Genomic DNA, 16340 nt, shown 5'->3' with positions numbered 1-16340 from the left:
ATAAATGAGTGCCGCATTAAGCGGTTTTTTTATGTCAAAAATTTGGGGAAGGACATGTCTGAAAGTAGTGTAGTTGCAACAGAAACAGCAACAGCAGTAGCAGGAAAAGTGACGACATACACAGGAACAGGGGTAACACTTGTATCTTGGGCGGCAACATGGGACTGGGGATTTTTAGTTGGTGTTGGGATTGGTCTGGCTGGTTTGATTATCAGCTTTATGAATTTCCTATCGAATCGCCAATTTCAGAAACGTAAAGATCAGCGTGAGCAAGAAATACATGAGCTAGAAAAGCGCAAATTAAATGGGGAGTGCTATGTCAAAGACTAAATACTGGGTGATGGGATTAGCAGCTTCGGCTGCTTTTTTTACGTCTTTAGAAATGAAAGAGGGTTACTCAGCAAAACCATACAAAGACAGTGGTGGGGTGATTACCCAAGGCATTGGCTCAACAATTAAACCTGATGGCCAAGTTATCAAAATGACCGATCCATCCATCACACGCAAGACTGCGATTGAGTGGGCAAAAGCGCATGTGGCCAAAGATGAAGTAGCTTTTCGGAAGTCTCTCCAAGGCGTGAAGTTGTCGCAGGTTGAATATGACCTGTATCTCGACTTCACATACAACTTTGGTCAAGCCAATTGGAATCAATCTTCCATGCTTCGTAACTTGAAAGCAGGGCAGTACGTGCAGGCGTGTAAGTCTCTTTTGATGTGGAAATATGTGAGCAAAGGTAAGAAAAAACTGGATTGCTCTATTCGATCCAATAATTGCTATGGCGTTTGGACTCGGCAGGTTGAGCGTCATTCGAAATGCATGGGAGCACAGTAGATGAGTGAATTTAAGAAAGTAAGCAATGTCTTGCCTGAGTCGAATGGTATTTATTTTATTGAATGCCCTGGATGTAAAACCTTACATCCATTTCATGTTGATCAGAAACATAAAATTCACTGGAGCTTTAATGGAAATTTAGAGAAGCCAACATTTAGCCCTAGTTTAATGGTGAATCAAGGTCATCCTAGTCAATGCCACTCATTTGTGACGGATGGAAAAATTCAATTCTTATCTGATTGCCATCATGGGTTAGCAGGTCAAACAGTTGATTTGCCAGAAGTAGAGGAATGATGATGCCAATACTTATAGCCTTATGGAAGTTCAAATACTGGATCGCATTTGCGGTCCTTTTTGTTTTATGGGTGTTCCAAATTGCATACAGCAATCACTTGGCGGGACAGTTGAAAGATGCGGATTCGAAGTGCATCGCCAAAATTCAAGAGATCGAACAGAAGCACTTAAAAGCCCTAGCAACTAAACAAGATCAAATTAATAAAGTGAGCACAGATTATGAAACAGAAAAATCAAAGCAGCGTGTCAAAGTCGAGCAAGTTACACGTAAAGTGCAAAAGATCATTGATCGTCCTGTGTATAACAATGTGTGTTTTGACGTTGACGGGGTGTCAGCAATCAACTCACTTATCGCCAACGATTCCAGCGAACCTCCTTGAGCCTTGTGCAGATTTGCAAAAGTTAGAGTCTGGACAAGGTAAAGAAGTTTTGCTTTGGTCGATTGATACAGTCGCTAAATATAATGACTGTAAGGCGAAACATGGTGCTATTGTGAAAGCTCTCAAGTGATCTAACCCCAAAAAGTTGGACAAGATATTAAGAGACTTTTAAGGGCTGAATTCTGTACTGTACAGGACTCAGTCCTTTTAATTTAACCTTGATTCTTTCATGGTTGGAATATGATGAAACCACATAAACACGATTAAATAATCATATGATATTGAATTAAATAAACTTTTTATAAATTTTTAATTTTTTTATAAGGAAAATAAATATATATATTTAAAAACTTGATTATTTCTATTTTTAGTGTATATTTAACTTAACTAGAAAAAAGTCTTGTTTCGGTAAATCTTCTTTAAGTATCGCAGTTTTATTCATAATCCTTCGTTTTTTTCAGATTTTAAGTCTCATTCTTTATTATTTCAAAGTTATAATCAGTCAATAAAATGACTAAAAATTATTAAAAATTAGTAGGATATATTATGTCAAACTCAAATGTTGTTAAAGGTACTGTTAAGTGGTTTAACGAAACGAAAGGTTTTGGTTTCATTCAACAGGAATCTGGCCCAGATGTTTTTGCTCATTTCAAAGAAATCACGGGTTCAGGTTTCAAAACCTTATATGAAGGTCAGCAAGTCGAATTCAGCGTAACTGAAGGTCAAAAAGGACCGAATGCTGTAAATATTGTTGCTATCTAAGTAATAATAAGCAGTGGTGAAAAGCACTTACGAGTGCTTTTTTATACTTTGAAATTTGTTTTCAAAAGTAAAAGATCTCTAAAAAATAGGATGTAAGTTGTTAAAAATAAATGATTTAATTGCAAAATCTACAAATGGTACTGAAATTATTGTTTCATTAATTCCCCTCAATAAAATGCAGAATACACGTCAAGGTTTTAAACCAATTGAAGTGGGTAAAAGAGTTCTGCTGGAATCTGGGATCGAGGTTGATTTGAATTTGGATGGCCGTACATTTTACGCTTCTCCAAATCAATTATTTAAATTAACCCATAAAGTCTCTTAGAGATAATAATTAATAAGCATCATAAATTTAAGTTTTTCTAATACAATTTTATTGAGGATATATATATGTTTAAACACAGTCTTTGCGTTAAAGATCAGTTTGGAGTTAAGCAAACGATTCAAGCAACAGTGGATCAACAGTTTGCCAATACGCAATGTCATTCGAATATAAAACATATCACTGTTGATGGTGAAGATATTCGCCCTAGTTTTGAAATGTTTTTTCAAAGTACTTTAAGTGGAAAAATTTTTAAAATTATATAAATAATAATTTGTGTTGATGGGCATGAATTTTTTACGCTCTTAGTGATATGATTAATGTCAACCCACAATTTCATGCAAAGAGCAGACAATGTGGTTATTACTCTTTTTTTTGCTCATCATAGCCATTACTTTTTTTGTGATGGTGAACTCAAGCGAAAACTTCAAGTTATCAGGCAAATTTAAGCATATTAAAAAAAATAAATTCCAGCATGAAATTATGAATGGCGCACCCTATCAAGGGGCTTTTATTGAAATAATTGGTCCTAAACTAGGCGATTCTGTAGAAAAAGAAGTTACAGCCTTTTTAGTAAGAGATTTTAGTAATCAAGATAATAAATGCCGAGTAATGGTCCTAGTGAATGACTTGAGGCTAGGCTATCTTTCTGAAGAAGATGCAGTTAAATTCACTAAATTATTAAAGTTAAATAATTTATCCAAAGACTCGGGCATCAATGTGCAGGCTTTAATATACGGTGATTGGTCCAAAGAGGGTTTACATGAAAATTTTAAAATTAACCTTAATATTTCCAAAGACCTATCTGATTCTGAAATTGAATAATTATGTCGTAAGTGATTTTAATTTTTCAATCCACTTTGCATAAGCTTCAGTCTATTGCGGCATGTACTTATAATAATCATATGTGCCTTGTTATATAGGCATAACATGGCCAATCATTAGCTTCGTATCTTACTACAAACCACAAAATTATATTTCAAACCAAGTTCTTTGTAGAATGATTCACCATATTTGATCGTATGTTCGATGTAGAAGTAGATCTATGTTTTCATTTTTTTATTCCCATCAAGCTATAATGTAAATAGCAGATTTTTCAAAGTGTACAAAAGCGTGTACATAAAAATCAGATAAAATATTTTAATTGAATTATTTTTAATTAAAACAATAGCTTGCTTTTTAAACCATCCATATCAAAAATGACTGGTGGTTTTTGAGAAAAGTTCGACATATATAAGGTGATCTATGTTTAAAACAACAACGGCACCGCAAGATGCAATGATCTTGCAGCTTGTGCCCATTGTGACACAAGCGTGTGAAATTTTGCGAGAAGAATATCAACGATATTGTGCTGGTGAACAGTTTGATATCACGAAGAAACATGATGATTCACCTGTTACGCAAGCAGACTTTAGAGTGAACCAATATATTGCAGAGGCTTTGGCACAGCAATCTGTAGATATTCCTTTACTGTCAGAAGAAGGTGAATATGATCAACGTCAGCAATGGCATCGGTTTTGGTTGCTCGATCCATTGGACGGAACCAAAGAATTTTTACATAAGCGTCCTGAATTCACCATCAATTTAAGTTTGGTTGAAGGTGTACATACGGTTTTTGCAGTATTGGCCATTCCAGCTGAACAGGTCGTGTACTTTTGTCCTCTGCAAGGGATGCCATTTAAGTTAAATCTAAGTACGCAGCAGTGGTATATGTATGAATTGGAACGCTCAATGGCTACGCCAGTGCATATAGGTCTAAGTCAGAGTTCACAGCATAAGTCTGAATATACGGCGTATTTAGATGTGTTGAAAGATATGACTAGCTATGATGTGTTTAAGGCGGGCAGTGCATATAAATTTTGTATGATCTTAGAACATAAGGTGGATATTTACCCCCGTTTTCACCCCACCAGTGAATGGGATACCAGTGCAGGACAATGTTTAATTGAGCGAATTGGTGGTGGATTGGTCGATTTTAGAGGGCGGCCATTTGTATATAATCAACGAGAGACCCTGTTGAATGGTGGTTTTATTGCTTATCGAAATGTAGAGATGAAAAAACTCGCATTACAAGCACTTGCAGCAATGCAGAGTAAGCATTGAGCAAAACAATTAAAATGTTATAGTGTAAACTCGACGGAAGAATGATGGTCTTATGGCATTAGAACGACTCCCACATAGTATGTTAAAAGCAATAGATTTATTGCCAGATACGCATACTCCAGTCACATTATTTACACGTCATTCCATTCGTGAAATGGTGAGTGGGCAAGGCTTGGCTGGTTATGATTTACAGCTAACACCACAAGGGCGTGATTTGGCACAAGCATGGGGAGGACACTTAATTGCTCAGACCGATCGGATTATTCAGCATTGTATTTCTAGCCCTATTCAGCGTTGTGTAGATACTGCTGCTTTAATGATTCAAGGGGCGGATTCAATCAGCCTGCAAAATAATACGCATCATATTGAAATAGTGCAGCAAGGACTCTTGGTTGAGCCGGGAAGTTTTGTGCTTGATATTAAACAGGCAGGTCCTTATTTCCGTGAACAGGGCGCTTTAGGCTTTATCAACAGCTTTGTAAATAATGCTTTACCTGGCATGAAACACCCCATACGAGGTGTGGTCGATGTGCTTGAATTAATTTATAACACGCATCCACAGCAGCATAATGGGCTTAGCTTAGCAGTGAGTCACGATACAATTATTGCTGCAATTATTGCTGTAATTTCGGGTCGAAATGTAATTACTCAAGAAGACTGGCCACAAATGATGGAAGGTTTATTTGTTTGGTTTGAAGGCGATGAGTTTTTAGATTCAAAACTAAAATGGATTTGGCGTGGTGAATTACACGAATTAAATATTCGACAGTTTAAACAACATCATTAGAATCAGAAATTCCGATATATTCTATTTTATCTGGCTGAATAGTTCTTTATATGTGTAGTCCTGCATAGGGTGGCGTAGATTCGTCGAAAACATAATACAATATTATATAATAGATCCTAAGATCATGTTTTTAATGGTTTATTCTACATATTTTAAGTCTATGTATCGCATCTATTTTATTGTCAGCATGTGATGGAGATGGCGGCTCTAGTGAGGGGGCTAATAATTCGGGATCTTCAACAAATACCACGACATCCAGTCAACCTCAATATCCAGAACCCACCAAAGATGTAGTGGATGCTCATGCTTTAGGCTTTTATGATTATGATGCAGTGTCTTCAATCCGTGTCATTTGTTCTGATTTAATGGGTTCATTTCAGGGCATGGTTCAATTTGTGCAAGCGCATGTAGTTGATTCAAATTCATGTACTAATGGCGCGAATCAGAAATGGAGAGTGTATTTGATATCTTGTTAGAATTTATACGTTGAATTATAAAGCTATAGATGTAAAAAAAGCCCAGATGGGCTTTTTTTAATACAACAAATTAGTTAGCTAACGCTTTAACTTGTGCATTTAAGCGGCTCTTGTGACGAGCAGCTTTGTTTTTATGGATGATGCCTTTATCAGCCATACGGTCGATTACAGGAACAGCCTTTTTGTAAGCTTCTGTAGCAACAGCATGGTCACCAGCAGCGATAGCAGCTACTGTGCGTTTGATGTAAGTACGAACCATAGAACGCAAGCTTGCGTTGTGTTTACGTGCTTTAACGTTTTGACGAGCACGTTTTTTTGCTTGAGCAGAGTTTGCCACTCGTGCACTCCTTGAATTAGATTGGTCTGGGCGGGCTGTAATTCATACTGAAAACCAACATCAGTAGAACTATCACCAGCCCGTAAACAAGTGGCATATTTTGATTAAACACGACCACGAAGTCAAGTCTTGACATGCTTTGACAACATTTTAGATGCAGAAAAATGTTAAAGAAAACGTTAGATTACCCATAAACCATGGAGAACGGTCAAAAAATGATAAATTCGATTCAAAATGCAATGGTGATCGGCGCGACAGGTCTTGTTGGCCGGGCCTTAATAAAACAATTAAATGAATTAAGTAGTTGTGAGCAAATTACTGCGGTGGTTCGACACTATGATGTCGAGTTAAGTCAATTGGAAAAAGTCCATCAATTTGTACTGGAAGATTTTTTGTTACTAAATGATGAAGATGTGCATGGTCATAGTCATGCGTTTAGTTGTTTAGGATCAACTTTAAAAAAAGCAGGCTCAAAAGCACAGTTTTATAATATTGATTATGAGATAAATGCACATTTTGCGGACTTATTTGAAGGATTGGAAACGCATTACTTGTTGGTCAGCGCACTGGGTGCCAATTCGAAGTCCCCAATTTTTTATAATCGCGTTAAAGGCGAGTTAGAACAGCATATTCGTGAATTGGCTTTAGCGAAGACGTCAATACTACAACCTTCTTTATTGCTAGGGGAACGGTCAGAACAACGGTTGCTAGAAGGTGCTACTCAGCGTTTATATCAAAAGATGTCGCATTTGGTTCCAGATTCTTTTAAATATAAGCCAGTGACTGCGGAACAAGTGGCTCATACTATGGTCGTGGCAGCTCAATATCAAACTGAAAAGTTTGAAATTTATGATAATTTACGCATACAAAAAGCCAAATAAATGGAGAATGATGTGGCAACTGTTCCTTTTGTAACTTGTGATTTATTGGATGATAACCCTGAAAAAGAACTTCAGGTGGTTACCCCATCGATGGATGGTAAATTCTTTAAAAGTTATGGTGCGCGTAAAACCTTTGGTGGTCAGGTGGTGACGGTCAAATGTTTTGAAGATAACTCGCGAGTCAAAGAGCTTTTAGCAACTGAAGGTACTGGTAAGGTGCTCGTTGTAGATGGGGGGGCTTCAATGCGCTGTGCCCTCATGGGGGATTTGATCGCTGAGTCAGCAGTCAAGCACCAGTGGAATGGCGTGATTATTTACGGATGCGTCCGTGATGTGGATGCCATCGCAGAGTTGGATTTGGGTGTACATGCATTGGCTGCAATTCCACAAAAAAGTAATCGTAAAGGCATAGGCGAAACGGATATTCCACTCTATTTTGGTGGAGTAAGCATTCAATCTGGCGATTACATTTATGCCGATAATAATGGCATTGTGGTGGCTAAAGAACCATTGGTCGAATTATAAGACCATTAAAAATAAGGACAAAAGATGGTGAATCATCAAATAAAAGTTATTCAGGCTTTGGCGTCATCATTCGCGGAAGGTGGTCGAGGAGTCTCTGGTACAGCATTTCCAAAGCAACCAGAGAAATCATTGAAACTCTATGAATTTGAAGGTTCTCCATTTTGTCGCCGTGTGCGTGAAGTTTTAACTTTATTGAATTTGGATTATGAAGTTTATCCATGTCCAAAAGGTGGAACAAAATATCGTCAAATCGTAAAGCAATTAGGTGGAAAAAAACAATTTCCTTTCTTCATTGATGAAAATACTTCAACGCAGATGTATGAGTCCCAAGACATTATTCATCATCTATTTGAACATTATGGGAGAACAGGGAAAACACCGAAAAAATTTGCACATTATCCCAAAATTCCTATCATGGCACTTGCTGGAACCATTATTAATGGTGCGCGTGGTGTGCGGGTGGATCAACGTATTGTCAACCGTGAAGCACCGCCACAGTTGCTTGAATTGTGGGGGTTTGAGGCGAGTCCATTTACCCGTGTCGTTCGAAGTGTGTTAACGGAATTAGAGCTGCCATTTATATTCCATAATGTGGCAAAAGAGCGCTGGCAAGATATGGGACCTGCTGTATTACGCTTAAAGCCAGGAAAGTATATCCCAATTAAAGAGGGTAAACGTGAAAAGGTGGTGGCGTTGATGGGACGTGATATTCAAGTGCCATATTTAGTTGACCCAAATACACAAGTAAAGATGTTTGAGTCGGCAAAAATCGTCAACTATCTTAAAAAGCAATATGGTGCTTAGAATCCTAGGTATAAAAACTGGAACTCGGATTAGATAATGGATAATCGCTTAATCCGAGTGGTTAGTTTAATTGGTCAATAGCTTGAATAATTGTTGCATGCCTTCAGTTGCGGTTTGTGCAATAAGTTGATACTGCAGAGGCATGCTTTGTTGATGCGCTTTAGGGTCAATATAATATGCTTTACAGTGTGGTGGAATTTCATGGATTAATCCTGCAACAGGATACACCTCTAAACTTGAACCGATCACAATAAAAATATCTGCGTGTTGCACAATTTTTTGTGCCTCGGCATAAGCCGGTACAGCCTCACCAAACCAGACCACATGCGGTCGTAGTGCGTAGCCTAAAGGGCAACGATCTGTTTCTAAATTAAGTTCCCAGCCTTCTATAGGGAAAAACTCAGTTGCATATTCGGCATGGGGTCCAGAACTCTTGGCGAAGCGAATATTTCCATGTAAATGCAGCACATTGTCATTACCTGCACGTTCATGTAGATCATCAATATTTTGTGTAATGACATTGAGATGATAATGCTGCTGTAATTGGGCAATCAGCTGATGAGCACGATTCGGTTGAGCATGTAGAATATGTTTACGTCGTTGGTTATAAAAATCTTGAACCAACTGCGGGTTTCTTGCCCATGCTTCAGGTGTGGCGACCTCTTCAATGTTGTAATTTTCCCAGAGTCCGTCGTGATCACGGAAGGTTTGAATGCCACTTTCGGCACTCATACCTGCACCTGAAAATACCACTAAGTTTTGCATGATTTCCTCATTGTTTACTTATTCTTGGGCCTGGGTATCAACTGGAGTGAAGTTTGAAATCATTTTTACTTCATGTTGAATCCAGTCGACAAACTTGCTCAAAATAGTTGATGGCGCTTGACTAGAATGCACCAAATAATATGCACGATTACTCGGTAATGGACTGCTACTAGCAATCACCAAAGTTTGATTTTTTAGTTCTTGTTCAATCAGCATTTGCGGAATTAAAGCAACGCCCATTGAATGCGATGCCGCTACAGCAAGCATGGAAAACAGCTCATGTCGTTGTCCTTCGTCGGCTCTAGGATGGTCGATTTGATGGGCTTGAAACCATTCCTGCCAAATAGTAGGTCGTGTGGTTTGCTGTAATAAAGGAAGTTGTGTAATTTGCTCTGGGTTTAAATGATAGCTATATGGGGTGAGTTTTTCAGCGTTTGGGAAATGTTGCAAAATAAGTGAAGGCGAGCAAACAGCGATGACATCTTCATGCATTAAAAAATGGGCTTGGATGCTTGGCCAGTGCTCAATTTGTTGTTGTGTTCCTGCATAAATGGCCGCATCGAACATATGTTCATTAAATAGAAAAGGCTTGGTACTGGTTTCCAAATGAATGGTAATTTCAGGATAACGCATATTAAAGACGTGCAGTTTTGGTAATAACCAACGAGTAGCAAAGGTCGGCACAACACCGAGTTTAAGTGTCCCCCCTAAACCTTTATGTGCCATGACTTCTTGTGTGGATTTTTCTAAACCGAGTAAATAGGGTTTTATCGCCGCATAATATTGTGTACCCGCAATGGTCAGTTCCATACCATGTCGTGTTCGTGTAAACAACTGAATATCTAAGAATTCTTCCAATTGCTGAATCTGACGTGACACTGCACTTTGGGTCATGGACAGTTCTAAAGCAGCATGCGTGTAACTGGCATGTTTAGCTGCCGATTCAAAGCAGAGTAAGCTCTGCATAGAGGGAATTTTTCTTCTCATTAGCCTTGTCATTCAGTCATTAGGATATTTTAAAAGTGCATAAAGCATGTAGATTGCATCATAAGAACATACTGTAGAAATGCTATTTTTAGCAACTTATTGTTTTTTTAATGTGAAAAAATTAAAGAAGATATGCGTTTTATGAATATCTGCATGCAAATTAATCGTTTGAATTATTTTGTGTTCAAGCATAGCATCATTACAGATAACAAGACCTAGCAGAGGATGCGTAATGAACCAAATGGTGAATACAAAAGCGGCACGTGTGCAATTTGATTGGAAAGATCCATTTTTAATTGAGCAGCAACTCACAGAAGAAGAACGCATGATTCGTGATACGGCATATGCCTATTGTCAGGAACAGTTAATGCCACGTGTATTGGAGCAGTTCCGTTATGAACGAACTGATGCTGGTATTTTCCGTGAAATGGGAGGACTTGGCTTATTAGGTCCAACGATTTCTGAACAATATGGTGGTGCAGGTTTAAATTATGTGAGTTATGGCTTAATTGCACGTGAAATTGAACGTGTAGATTCAGGTTACCGTTCTATGGCGAGCGTACAAAGTTCTTTGGTCATGGTGCCAATTCATGAATTTGGTACAGAACAACAAAAACAGCAATATTTACCTAAACTTGCATCAGGTGAGTACATTGGTTGCTTCGGTTTAACTGAGCCAGACCATGGTTCAGACCCAGGAAGCATGATCACACGTGCTAAAAAAGTAGCGGGTGGTTATCGCTTATCTGGTGCGAAAATGTGGATTACCAATAGCCCAATTGCTGATGTATTTGTGGTGTGGGCAAAAGAAGTGTCTGAAGAAGGACATGTGGGTGACATTCGTGGCTTTATTTTAGAAAAAGGCTGGGAAGGGCTTTCAGCACCTGCGATTCATGGCAAAGTGGGTTTACGTGCATCAATTACAGGCGAAATTGTGATGGATAACGTTTTTGTTCCAGAAGAAAATGCGTTTCCTGAAATTCGTGGTTTGAAAGGTCCATTTACCTGCCTAAATAGCGCACGCTATGGTATCGCTTGGGGCGCGATGGGTGCAGCAGAATTCTGTTGGCATACTGCGCATCAATATACAATGGATCGTAAACAGTTTGGTCGCCCTTTAGCAGCAAACCAACTTATTCAGAAAAAACTTGCTGATATGCAAACTGAAATTGCTTTAGGGTTGCAAGTTGCTTTGCGTTTTGGACGTATGAAAGATGAAGGTATTGCATCGGTTGAAGGAACCTCTCTAATCAAACGTAACAACTGTGGTAAAGCTTTAGATATTGCCCGTTTAGCCCGTGACATGATGGGGGGAAATGGGATTAGTGATGAGTTTGGTGTCGCACGCCATTTGGTCAATTTAGAAGTGGTGAACACCTATGAAGGCACCCATGACGTACATGCACTAATTCTTGGTCGTGCGCAGACGGGTATTACTGCATTCTAATTAAAAAAAATCATTTTGATCAAAATCGTGGTGCTCGAAAGAGCATCTTGAGGGCAAATGCATCTTTGAAAATCAAAAGTAAAACGAAGATGCACGATTGAGGAGCAAATAATGGGTGCGTTAAAGGGAATTCGGGTTTTGGATCTTAGCCGAGTATTGGCGGGCCCATGGTGTGGGCAAATTTTGGCAGATCTCGGTGCCGAAGTCATTAAAATTGAGCGTCCACAATGTGGTGATGACACTCGCATGTGGGGACCGCCGTGGATGCGTGATGCTCACGGTGAACTGACTCGTGAGTCGGGATATTATCAGTCAGCCAATAGAAATAAATATTCGGTTGCGATTGATATTACACGCTCAGAGGGACAGGCAATTCTGCATGAAATGGTCAAAACGGCAGACGTCGTGATCGAAAACTATAAAGCGGGTTCGTTACAGAAATATGGTTTGGATTATGAAACTTTAAGTGACATTAATCCGAATCTGGTCTATTGCTCGATCACAGGTTTTGGGCAAACAGGACCACGTGCCGCTGAACCGGGTTATGACTTTATCATTCAGGGTATGTCTGGACTGATGAGTATTACGGGTGAAGAGGAAGATTCAGGGTGTGGTGCACAAAAAGTGGGTGTCGCTGTGGTCGATATTCAAACAGGCTTATATGCCACGATTGCCATTCAGGCTGCACTATTGGCTCGTTATCAGATTGGACGAGGGCAACATATTGATTTGTCTTTGCTGGATGTTCAAGTGGCAGGTTTGGCCAATCAAGGCATGAATTATCTGACTACGGGTGTATCTCCAAAGCGTATGGGAAATAGCCATCCGAATATTGTGCCTTATCAGACTTTTAGCGCGAAAGACAAAGAATTTATTGTCGCTTGTGGTAACGATAAGCAGTTTAAAGATTTCTGTATTGCGATTGGTTATACCTCGCTATTGGAAGATGGGCGTTTTAATCGAAATCAGGATCGAGTGCGCCACCGTGAAGTGCTCATTGAATTATTGGCTGCTCATTTTTTACAGCAAAATGCAGAGTCGTGGGTGAGTGCGATTCATGCATTTAAAGTCCCTGTTGGGTTAATCAACTCTGTTGCTGAAGCTTTACAAGAACCCCAAATTCAACATCGGGAAATGGTGGTGAATATACAACACCCGCTTAACCCAGAGTTTCAGATGATTGGTTCACCTATAAAATTGTCAGAGACACCTGTTGAATATCATCATGCACCGCCACAATTGGGAGAACATACCATGTCTGTGTTATCTCAATTTAAGGCGGAACATGAATTACAGCTGTTAAAAGGTATGGGTGTGATTGATGGTAAAATAGCCTAAGCAAATAAATTATTAAAAATATTATCTAGAAGGGCATTTAATTCTGTTTGAGATCAAAAAAGTTTAACCAAGGTTTTCTTTGATTTGAATCGATGAGTTTGATGCTCTTTATAAAATAAAGCTCATCCTCATCACCAGGCCCGACAATACGTCCAGCATTAATTTCATAAGACAGATCGACTACGGCTTGGCGACCTTTGTATTGGTTTTTGAGTTTCTCACCCAGTGAGTCTTGATCAAAATCAAACCAATCACCACATTGCTGGCTACAATAGGCGTGATATTCTTTTCCTTGCTGATCTTTTAAACCGAGTCCGAGATCATCTACGCCGCCACCATAAATGATGGTGTAGGTTTCGAATTGTGAATTTGCAAAAGCGGGCATGATCGAAAGCATAAGAATACTACCGAGAAAGTATTTTTTCATTTTTATCAATTCTAAGATGTTATGAAGTGAGTGGATGGTATTTAAACAAACATTTTAGACAAAGAAAAGCCTCAACAATGTGAGGCTTTTGGGGCGGTATTCTTATACAAGAAACTGTTTTAAAGCCTGATTAAACGCCGTTGGCTGTTCCACATTAGAAATATGCGATGCATCAATTTCTACCAACTGACTCTTGGGAATCTGACTCAGCATAAACTCAGCATCCGCCACCGTTGTCACAGGATCTTGCTGTCCTGCAACAATCAACACAGGCACCGTAATCGTCTTTAATTGTTTCCGAACATCCGCTTTAGCCAAAGCCTCACAACAACTCGCATAACCTTCTGGGCTGCCAGCACCTAAGTCGTTTGAAAGCGTTGCAACCGTTGCTGCGTTGCTTTGGATAAAGGGATCTGTAAACCATCGCGAAGCTGCGCTGTCCGCAATAGATTGTAAACCTTGAGATCTGACTAAAGCCGCCCGATCCAACCACGCTTGCTCCTGACCAATTTTAGCCGCCGTATTACACACCACCACATGGCTAAAACGCTCAGGATAATGAATGGCCAACCATTGACCGGTTAAGCCTCCCATAGAAATCCCACAAAATGCAGCGTGTTGAATGTTTAAATGATCCAGCAAATGAATCACATCCTCACCCAACTGTTGCAGGCTGTAAGGACCTTGAGGCGCAGACGAAGCACCATGACCACGCGTGTCATAACACACCACAAAAAACTGCTCTTTTAAAGCATTAAACTGCTGCTGCCACATACCATAATTGGTGCCTAATGAATTGGAAAATACCAAAGCAGGATTGGTGGCATCACCAAAAGTTTGATAATGCAGTTGCACATCAGGTGTGGTTAAAATAGGCATACGGTTATTCCTTAAATTATCTTTTACTTAGCGATCTGTCTCAATTAGCCTTCAACCCGCTGAATAATCATTGCAATGCCTTGACCCACCCCAATACACATTGAACATAGCGCATAGGTTCCACCGGTTTGTTCCAATTGATTTAAAGCCGTGGTGACTAAACGTGCACCCGAAGCACCTAGTGGATGACCAATCGCAATCGCACCACCATTTGGATTCACTTGTGTCGTGTCATCCGCCAAACCAAGATCACGGGTCACTGCAAGCGCTTGTGCCGCAAAGGCTTCATTCAGCTCAATCACGTCCATCTGTTCGATGCTGAGATTGGCTTGTTTGAGGAGCTTCTTAATCGCAGGGGCTGGGGCAAAGCCCATAATGCGAGGTTCAACCCCCACAGCCGTAGACGCAATAATCTTGGCACGTGGTTTAAGCTGGTATTGCTGAATCGCTTGTTCTGAAGCAATCAGTACAGCAGCCGCACCGTCATTAATGCCTGACGCGTTTCCCGCTGTGACGGTGCCTTCTGCTGTGACGACTGGCTTCAGTTTTGCCAAACCTTCTAATGTGGTCGATGCACGTGGATGTTCATCCGTGTCAACCACAATCGGATCACCCTTACGCTGCGCAATACTTACAGGGATGATCTCATGTTTAAAAAAGCCTTGAGCTTGCGCGGTTGCTGTGCGCTGTTGACTCGTCAAGGCAAACTGGTCTTGATCTGCACGATCAATATTAAATTGTTGTGCCACGTTCTCTGCGGTTTGCGGCATGGTCTCTACACCATACATGGCTTTCAGCTTCGGATTGATAAAACGCCATCCCATGGTGGTGTCTTCAATCTTCTGGCTACGACCATAAGCCGTTTCTGATTTGCCCATCACAAACGGTGCACGTGACATGCTTTCCACACCACCCGCAATAATCAGGTTGGCTTCACCCGCTTTAATGGCACGCGCTGCCATCGCAATCGCATCCAACGATGAACCACATAAACGGTTCACTGTCGTGGCAGGAACTTCAACTGGTAAACCCGCCAACAATGCCGACATACGTCCGACATTACGGTTGTCTTCACCGGCTTGGTTGGCACAGCCGTAAATCACGTCATCAACCTGTTTCCAATCGACACTAGGATTACGTTGCATTAAGGCTTGAATCGGCACGGCACCCAAGTCATCGGCACGGACTGGGGCTAAACCACCCGCATAACGGCCGAATGGGGTACGGATGGCATCGATGATATAAGCGTCTTTCATTCTTACGTTTCCATTTTGAAATCTGTTGTTGTCACTGCCACAAATGATGGATTTATTCATTTTCCTTTGCGTAGGCAAAGCCTCACTTTTGATAGGGCAAAAGTGACAAAACCCTTTGTTACTCAGACACAACATCCCTGTTGTGCTGAGCAACGAGGCGACATCCATGTCGCCAGCCATGTGAGCAAATACAGTTTTAAATTTCTTTCCCAGCATTTGCTTGTCATCAACAACCTACTCAAATTCTGATCAGGATTGTTTTTGCAATCCAATTGGATAGATGCCCATAGTGAACAGGTTTTGTTGATGACAAAGTTTTTCTTGCGTGACGTTGTCACTCATTTTTTAAAAAAGTAACAAGCAAAACGAGCTGTTGGACTTTGAATCCCCCTTAGTCCCCCTTTAAAAAGGGGGAAACTCCTCCCTTTTTAAAGGGAGGTCGGGAGGGATTAATTATCCCTGTGTCGCATCCACCAACGGAGCACCGGTCATGGCCTGCAATTCTGCAAAGCTTAGACCGTCGACTTTCTCAATCACTTTTAAGCCTTCAGCAGTGACATCAATCACACACAGGTCGGTATAAATGCGGTCAACACACTTTTGTCCTGTGGCTGGGTAAGTCAGCTCTGCCACAATCTTCGGTTCACCGTTTTTGGTGACATGATCGGTAGTGATAAACACTTTTTTAGCACCAACGGCTAAATCCATCGCTCCACCTACTGATGGAATCGCATCGGG

The 16340-nt window shown here is 40.3% G+C and carries 22 protein-coding genes and 1 pseudogene; 15 read left to right on the top strand and 8 right to left on the bottom strand.

Annotated elements, in window-relative coordinates; translation table 11 throughout:
- Positions 1 to 54: 54 nt before the first annotated feature.
- The 4 genes from E0H94_RS17585 to E0H94_RS17570 are packed head-to-tail and all read left to right on the top strand — an operon-like array spanning position 55 to position 1506.
- Positions 55 to 330: a hypothetical protein gene (locus E0H94_RS17585; protein WP_227548671.1), complete on the top strand. Its 276-nt coding sequence runs from the start codon at positions 55 to 57 to the stop codon at positions 328 to 330.
- A complete protein-coding gene (locus E0H94_RS17580) occupies positions 317 to 832 on the top strand; it encodes a lysozyme (protein ID WP_131327673.1) in 516 nt (171 codons plus the stop codon). Before E0H94_RS17585 ends, E0H94_RS17580 begins: the two co-directional genes overlap by 14 nt.
- Positions 833 to 1126 carry a DUF6527 family protein gene (locus E0H94_RS17575; RefSeq protein ID WP_131327672.1) on the top strand — a complete coding sequence of 98 codons (294 nt, stop codon included), beginning with the start codon at positions 833 to 835 and terminating at the stop codon, positions 1124 to 1126.
- Between the two features lie 2 nt (positions 1127 to 1128).
- Positions 1129 to 1506, top strand: a complete 378-nt coding sequence (locus tag E0H94_RS17570; protein ID WP_131327671.1) for a hypothetical protein — start codon at positions 1129 to 1131, stop codon at positions 1504 to 1506.
- A 157-nt stretch (positions 1507 to 1663) separates the two neighbouring features.
- On the opposite strand, the pseudogene E0H94_RS17560 reads toward E0H94_RS17570, so the two are convergent.
- A pseudogene (locus E0H94_RS17560) lies at positions 1664 to 1747 on the bottom strand (IS3 family transposase); the annotation flags it as partial.
- Positions 1748 to 2052: 305 nt separating this feature from the next.
- Between E0H94_RS17560 and E0H94_RS17555 the strand changes: the two are divergent.
- The 6 genes from E0H94_RS17555 (at position 2053) to E0H94_RS17530 (ending at position 5480) form a co-directional block, all read left to right on the top strand.
- The gene (locus tag E0H94_RS17555; protein ID WP_131327669.1) at positions 2053 to 2268 is read left to right on the top strand and encodes a cold-shock protein; all 216 of its coding nucleotides are present in this window, start codon (positions 2053 to 2055) and stop codon (positions 2266 to 2268) included.
- A gap of 97 nt (positions 2269 to 2365) precedes the next feature.
- A complete protein-coding gene (locus E0H94_RS17550; protein ID WP_131327668.1) occupies positions 2366 to 2593 on the top strand; it encodes a hypothetical protein in 228 nt (75 codons plus the stop codon).
- Between the two features lie 65 nt (positions 2594 to 2658).
- Complete coding sequence (locus tag E0H94_RS17545; RefSeq protein WP_131327667.1) at positions 2659 to 2856, top strand: hypothetical protein; 198 nt, start codon at positions 2659 to 2661, stop codon at positions 2854 to 2856.
- 88 nt (positions 2857 to 2944) lie between these two features.
- Entirely contained in the window at positions 2945 to 3415 is a 471-nt protein-coding gene (locus E0H94_RS17540; RefSeq protein ID WP_131327666.1) for a hypothetical protein, read from the top strand.
- Positions 3416 to 3835: 420 nt separating this feature from the next.
- The gene (locus tag E0H94_RS17535) at positions 3836 to 4693 is read left to right on the top strand and encodes a 3'(2'),5'-bisphosphate nucleotidase CysQ (protein ID WP_131327665.1); all 858 of its coding nucleotides are present in this window, start codon (positions 3836 to 3838) and stop codon (positions 4691 to 4693) included.
- A gap of 52 nt (positions 4694 to 4745) precedes the next feature.
- Positions 4746 to 5480 carry a phosphoglycerate mutase family protein gene (locus E0H94_RS17530; protein ID WP_131327664.1) on the top strand — a complete coding sequence of 245 codons (735 nt, stop codon included), beginning with the start codon at positions 4746 to 4748 and terminating at the stop codon, positions 5478 to 5480.
- Between the two features lie 546 nt (positions 5481 to 6026).
- Here the strand turns inward: E0H94_RS17530 and rpsT are convergent.
- On the bottom strand, positions 6027 to 6293 hold the full coding sequence (gene rpsT, locus E0H94_RS17525) for a 30S ribosomal protein S20 (RefSeq protein WP_016167735.1): 267 nt from the start codon (positions 6291 to 6293) through the stop codon (positions 6027 to 6029).
- A 215-nt stretch (positions 6294 to 6508) separates the two neighbouring features.
- Here rpsT and E0H94_RS17520 point away from each other — a divergent pair, with 215 nt between their 5' ends.
- Genes E0H94_RS17520 through E0H94_RS17510 form a run of 3 tightly spaced genes read left to right on the top strand, consistent with a single transcriptional unit; the run spans position 6509 to position 8503 of the window.
- Entirely contained in the window at positions 6509 to 7174 is a 666-nt protein-coding gene (locus tag E0H94_RS17520; RefSeq protein WP_131327663.1) for an NAD-dependent epimerase/dehydratase family protein, read from the top strand.
- Positions 7175 to 7186: 12 nt separating this feature from the next.
- Entirely contained in the window at positions 7187 to 7699 is a 513-nt protein-coding gene (rraA, locus tag E0H94_RS17515; RefSeq protein WP_131327662.1) for a ribonuclease E activity regulator RraA, read from the top strand.
- A 24-nt stretch (positions 7700 to 7723) separates the two neighbouring features.
- The gene (locus E0H94_RS17510; protein WP_131327661.1) at positions 7724 to 8503 is read left to right on the top strand and encodes a glutathione S-transferase N-terminal domain-containing protein; all 780 of its coding nucleotides are present in this window, start codon (positions 7724 to 7726) and stop codon (positions 8501 to 8503) included.
- Between the two features lie 66 nt (positions 8504 to 8569).
- Here E0H94_RS17510 and E0H94_RS17505 read toward each other — a convergent pair whose 3' ends face one another.
- Positions 8570 to 9268, bottom strand: a complete 699-nt coding sequence (locus tag E0H94_RS17505) for an SIR2 family NAD-dependent protein deacylase (protein WP_131327660.1) — start codon at positions 9266 to 9268, stop codon at positions 8570 to 8572.
- Positions 9269 to 9286: 18 nt separating this feature from the next.
- Positions 9287 to 10255, bottom strand: coding sequence for a LysR substrate-binding domain-containing protein (locus tag E0H94_RS17500; protein ID WP_131327659.1), 969 nt, complete (start codon positions 10253 to 10255; stop codon positions 9287 to 9289).
- A 232-nt stretch (positions 10256 to 10487) separates the two neighbouring features.
- Here E0H94_RS17500 and E0H94_RS17495 point away from each other — a divergent pair, with 232 nt between their 5' ends.
- The gene (locus E0H94_RS17495) at positions 10488 to 11702 is read left to right on the top strand and encodes an acyl-CoA dehydrogenase (protein WP_131327658.1); all 1215 of its coding nucleotides are present in this window, start codon (positions 10488 to 10490) and stop codon (positions 11700 to 11702) included.
- A 111-nt stretch (positions 11703 to 11813) separates the two neighbouring features.
- Entirely contained in the window at positions 11814 to 13040 is a 1227-nt protein-coding gene (locus E0H94_RS17490) for a CaiB/BaiF CoA transferase family protein (protein ID WP_131327657.1), read from the top strand.
- 37 nt (positions 13041 to 13077) lie between these two features.
- On the opposite strand, the gene E0H94_RS17485 is transcribed toward E0H94_RS17490, so the two are convergent.
- From E0H94_RS17485 to E0H94_RS17470, 4 genes are all read right to left on the bottom strand, one after another.
- Positions 13078 to 13467, bottom strand: a complete 390-nt coding sequence (locus E0H94_RS17485; RefSeq protein WP_131327656.1) for a hypothetical protein — start codon at positions 13465 to 13467, stop codon at positions 13078 to 13080.
- Between the two features lie 102 nt (positions 13468 to 13569).
- Complete coding sequence (gene pcaD, locus E0H94_RS17480) at positions 13570 to 14346, bottom strand: 3-oxoadipate enol-lactonase (RefSeq protein WP_131327655.1); 777 nt, start codon at positions 14344 to 14346, stop codon at positions 13570 to 13572.
- A 44-nt stretch (positions 14347 to 14390) separates the two neighbouring features.
- Positions 14391 to 15602, bottom strand: coding sequence for a 3-oxoadipyl-CoA thiolase (gene pcaF / locus E0H94_RS17475; protein WP_131327654.1), 1212 nt, complete (start codon positions 15600 to 15602; stop codon positions 14391 to 14393).
- A gap of 453 nt (positions 15603 to 16055) precedes the next feature.
- A partial coding sequence (locus E0H94_RS17470) for a CoA-transferase (protein ID WP_319922787.1) occupies positions 16056 to 16340 on the bottom strand: 285 nt, incomplete at its 5' end.

Origin of the sequence: Acinetobacter sp. ANC 4173 (genome assembly GCF_004331255.1) — a bacterium.
Classification (GTDB): Bacteria; Pseudomonadota; Gammaproteobacteria; order Pseudomonadales; family Moraxellaceae; genus Acinetobacter.
This window is presented reverse-complemented; position numbering and strand designations above follow the sequence as displayed.

What these genes read in the sequence shown, in the direction of transcription:
- E0H94_RS17585 (WP_227548671.1), top strand. Translation starts at nt 55, where the DNA reads ATGTCTGAAAGTAGTGTAGTTGCAACAGAAACAGCAACAGCAGTAGCA.
- E0H94_RS17580 (WP_131327673.1), top strand. Translation starts at nt 317, where the DNA reads ATGTCAAAGACTAAATACTGGGTGATGGGATTAGCAGCTTCGGCTGCT.
- E0H94_RS17575 (WP_131327672.1), top strand. Translation starts at nt 833, where the DNA reads ATGAGTGAATTTAAGAAAGTAAGCAATGTCTTGCCTGAGTCGAATGGT.
- E0H94_RS17570 (WP_131327671.1), top strand. Translation starts at nt 1,129, where the DNA reads ATGCCAATACTTATAGCCTTATGGAAGTTCAAATACTGGATCGCATTT.
- E0H94_RS17555 (WP_131327669.1), top strand. Translation starts at nt 2,053, where the DNA reads ATGTCAAACTCAAATGTTGTTAAAGGTACTGTTAAGTGGTTTAACGAA.
- E0H94_RS17545 (WP_131327667.1), top strand. Translation starts at nt 2,659, where the DNA reads ATGTTTAAACACAGTCTTTGCGTTAAAGATCAGTTTGGAGTTAAGCAA.
- E0H94_RS17540 (WP_131327666.1), top strand. Translation starts at nt 2,945, where the DNA reads ATGTGGTTATTACTCTTTTTTTTGCTCATCATAGCCATTACTTTTTTT.
- E0H94_RS17535 (WP_131327665.1), top strand. Translation starts at nt 3,836, where the DNA reads ATGTTTAAAACAACAACGGCACCGCAAGATGCAATGATCTTGCAGCTT.
- E0H94_RS17530 (WP_131327664.1), top strand. Translation starts at nt 4,746, where the DNA reads ATGGCATTAGAACGACTCCCACATAGTATGTTAAAAGCAATAGATTTA.
- E0H94_RS17520 (WP_131327663.1), top strand. Translation starts at nt 6,509, where the DNA reads ATGATAAATTCGATTCAAAATGCAATGGTGATCGGCGCGACAGGTCTT.
- E0H94_RS17510 (WP_131327661.1), top strand. Translation starts at nt 7,724, where the DNA reads ATGGTGAATCATCAAATAAAAGTTATTCAGGCTTTGGCGTCATCATTC.
- E0H94_RS17505 (WP_131327660.1), bottom strand. Translation starts at nt 9,268, where the DNA reads ATGCAAAACTTAGTGGTATTTTCAGGTGCAGGTATGAGTGCCGAAAGT.
- E0H94_RS17500 (WP_131327659.1), bottom strand. Translation starts at nt 10,255, where the DNA reads ATGAGAAGAAAAATTCCCTCTATGCAGAGCTTACTCTGCTTTGAATCG.
- E0H94_RS17495 (WP_131327658.1), top strand. Translation starts at nt 10,488, where the DNA reads ATGAACCAAATGGTGAATACAAAAGCGGCACGTGTGCAATTTGATTGG.
- E0H94_RS17490 (WP_131327657.1), top strand. Translation starts at nt 11,814, where the DNA reads ATGGGTGCGTTAAAGGGAATTCGGGTTTTGGATCTTAGCCGAGTATTG.
- E0H94_RS17485 (WP_131327656.1), bottom strand. Translation starts at nt 13,467, where the DNA reads ATGAAAAAATACTTTCTCGGTAGTATTCTTATGCTTTCGATCATGCCC.
- pcaD (WP_131327655.1), bottom strand. Translation starts at nt 14,346, where the DNA reads ATGCCTATTTTAACCACACCTGATGTGCAACTGCATTATCAAACTTTT.
- pcaF (WP_131327654.1), bottom strand. Translation starts at nt 15,602, where the DNA reads ATGAAAGACGCTTATATCATCGATGCCATCCGTACCCCATTCGGCCGT.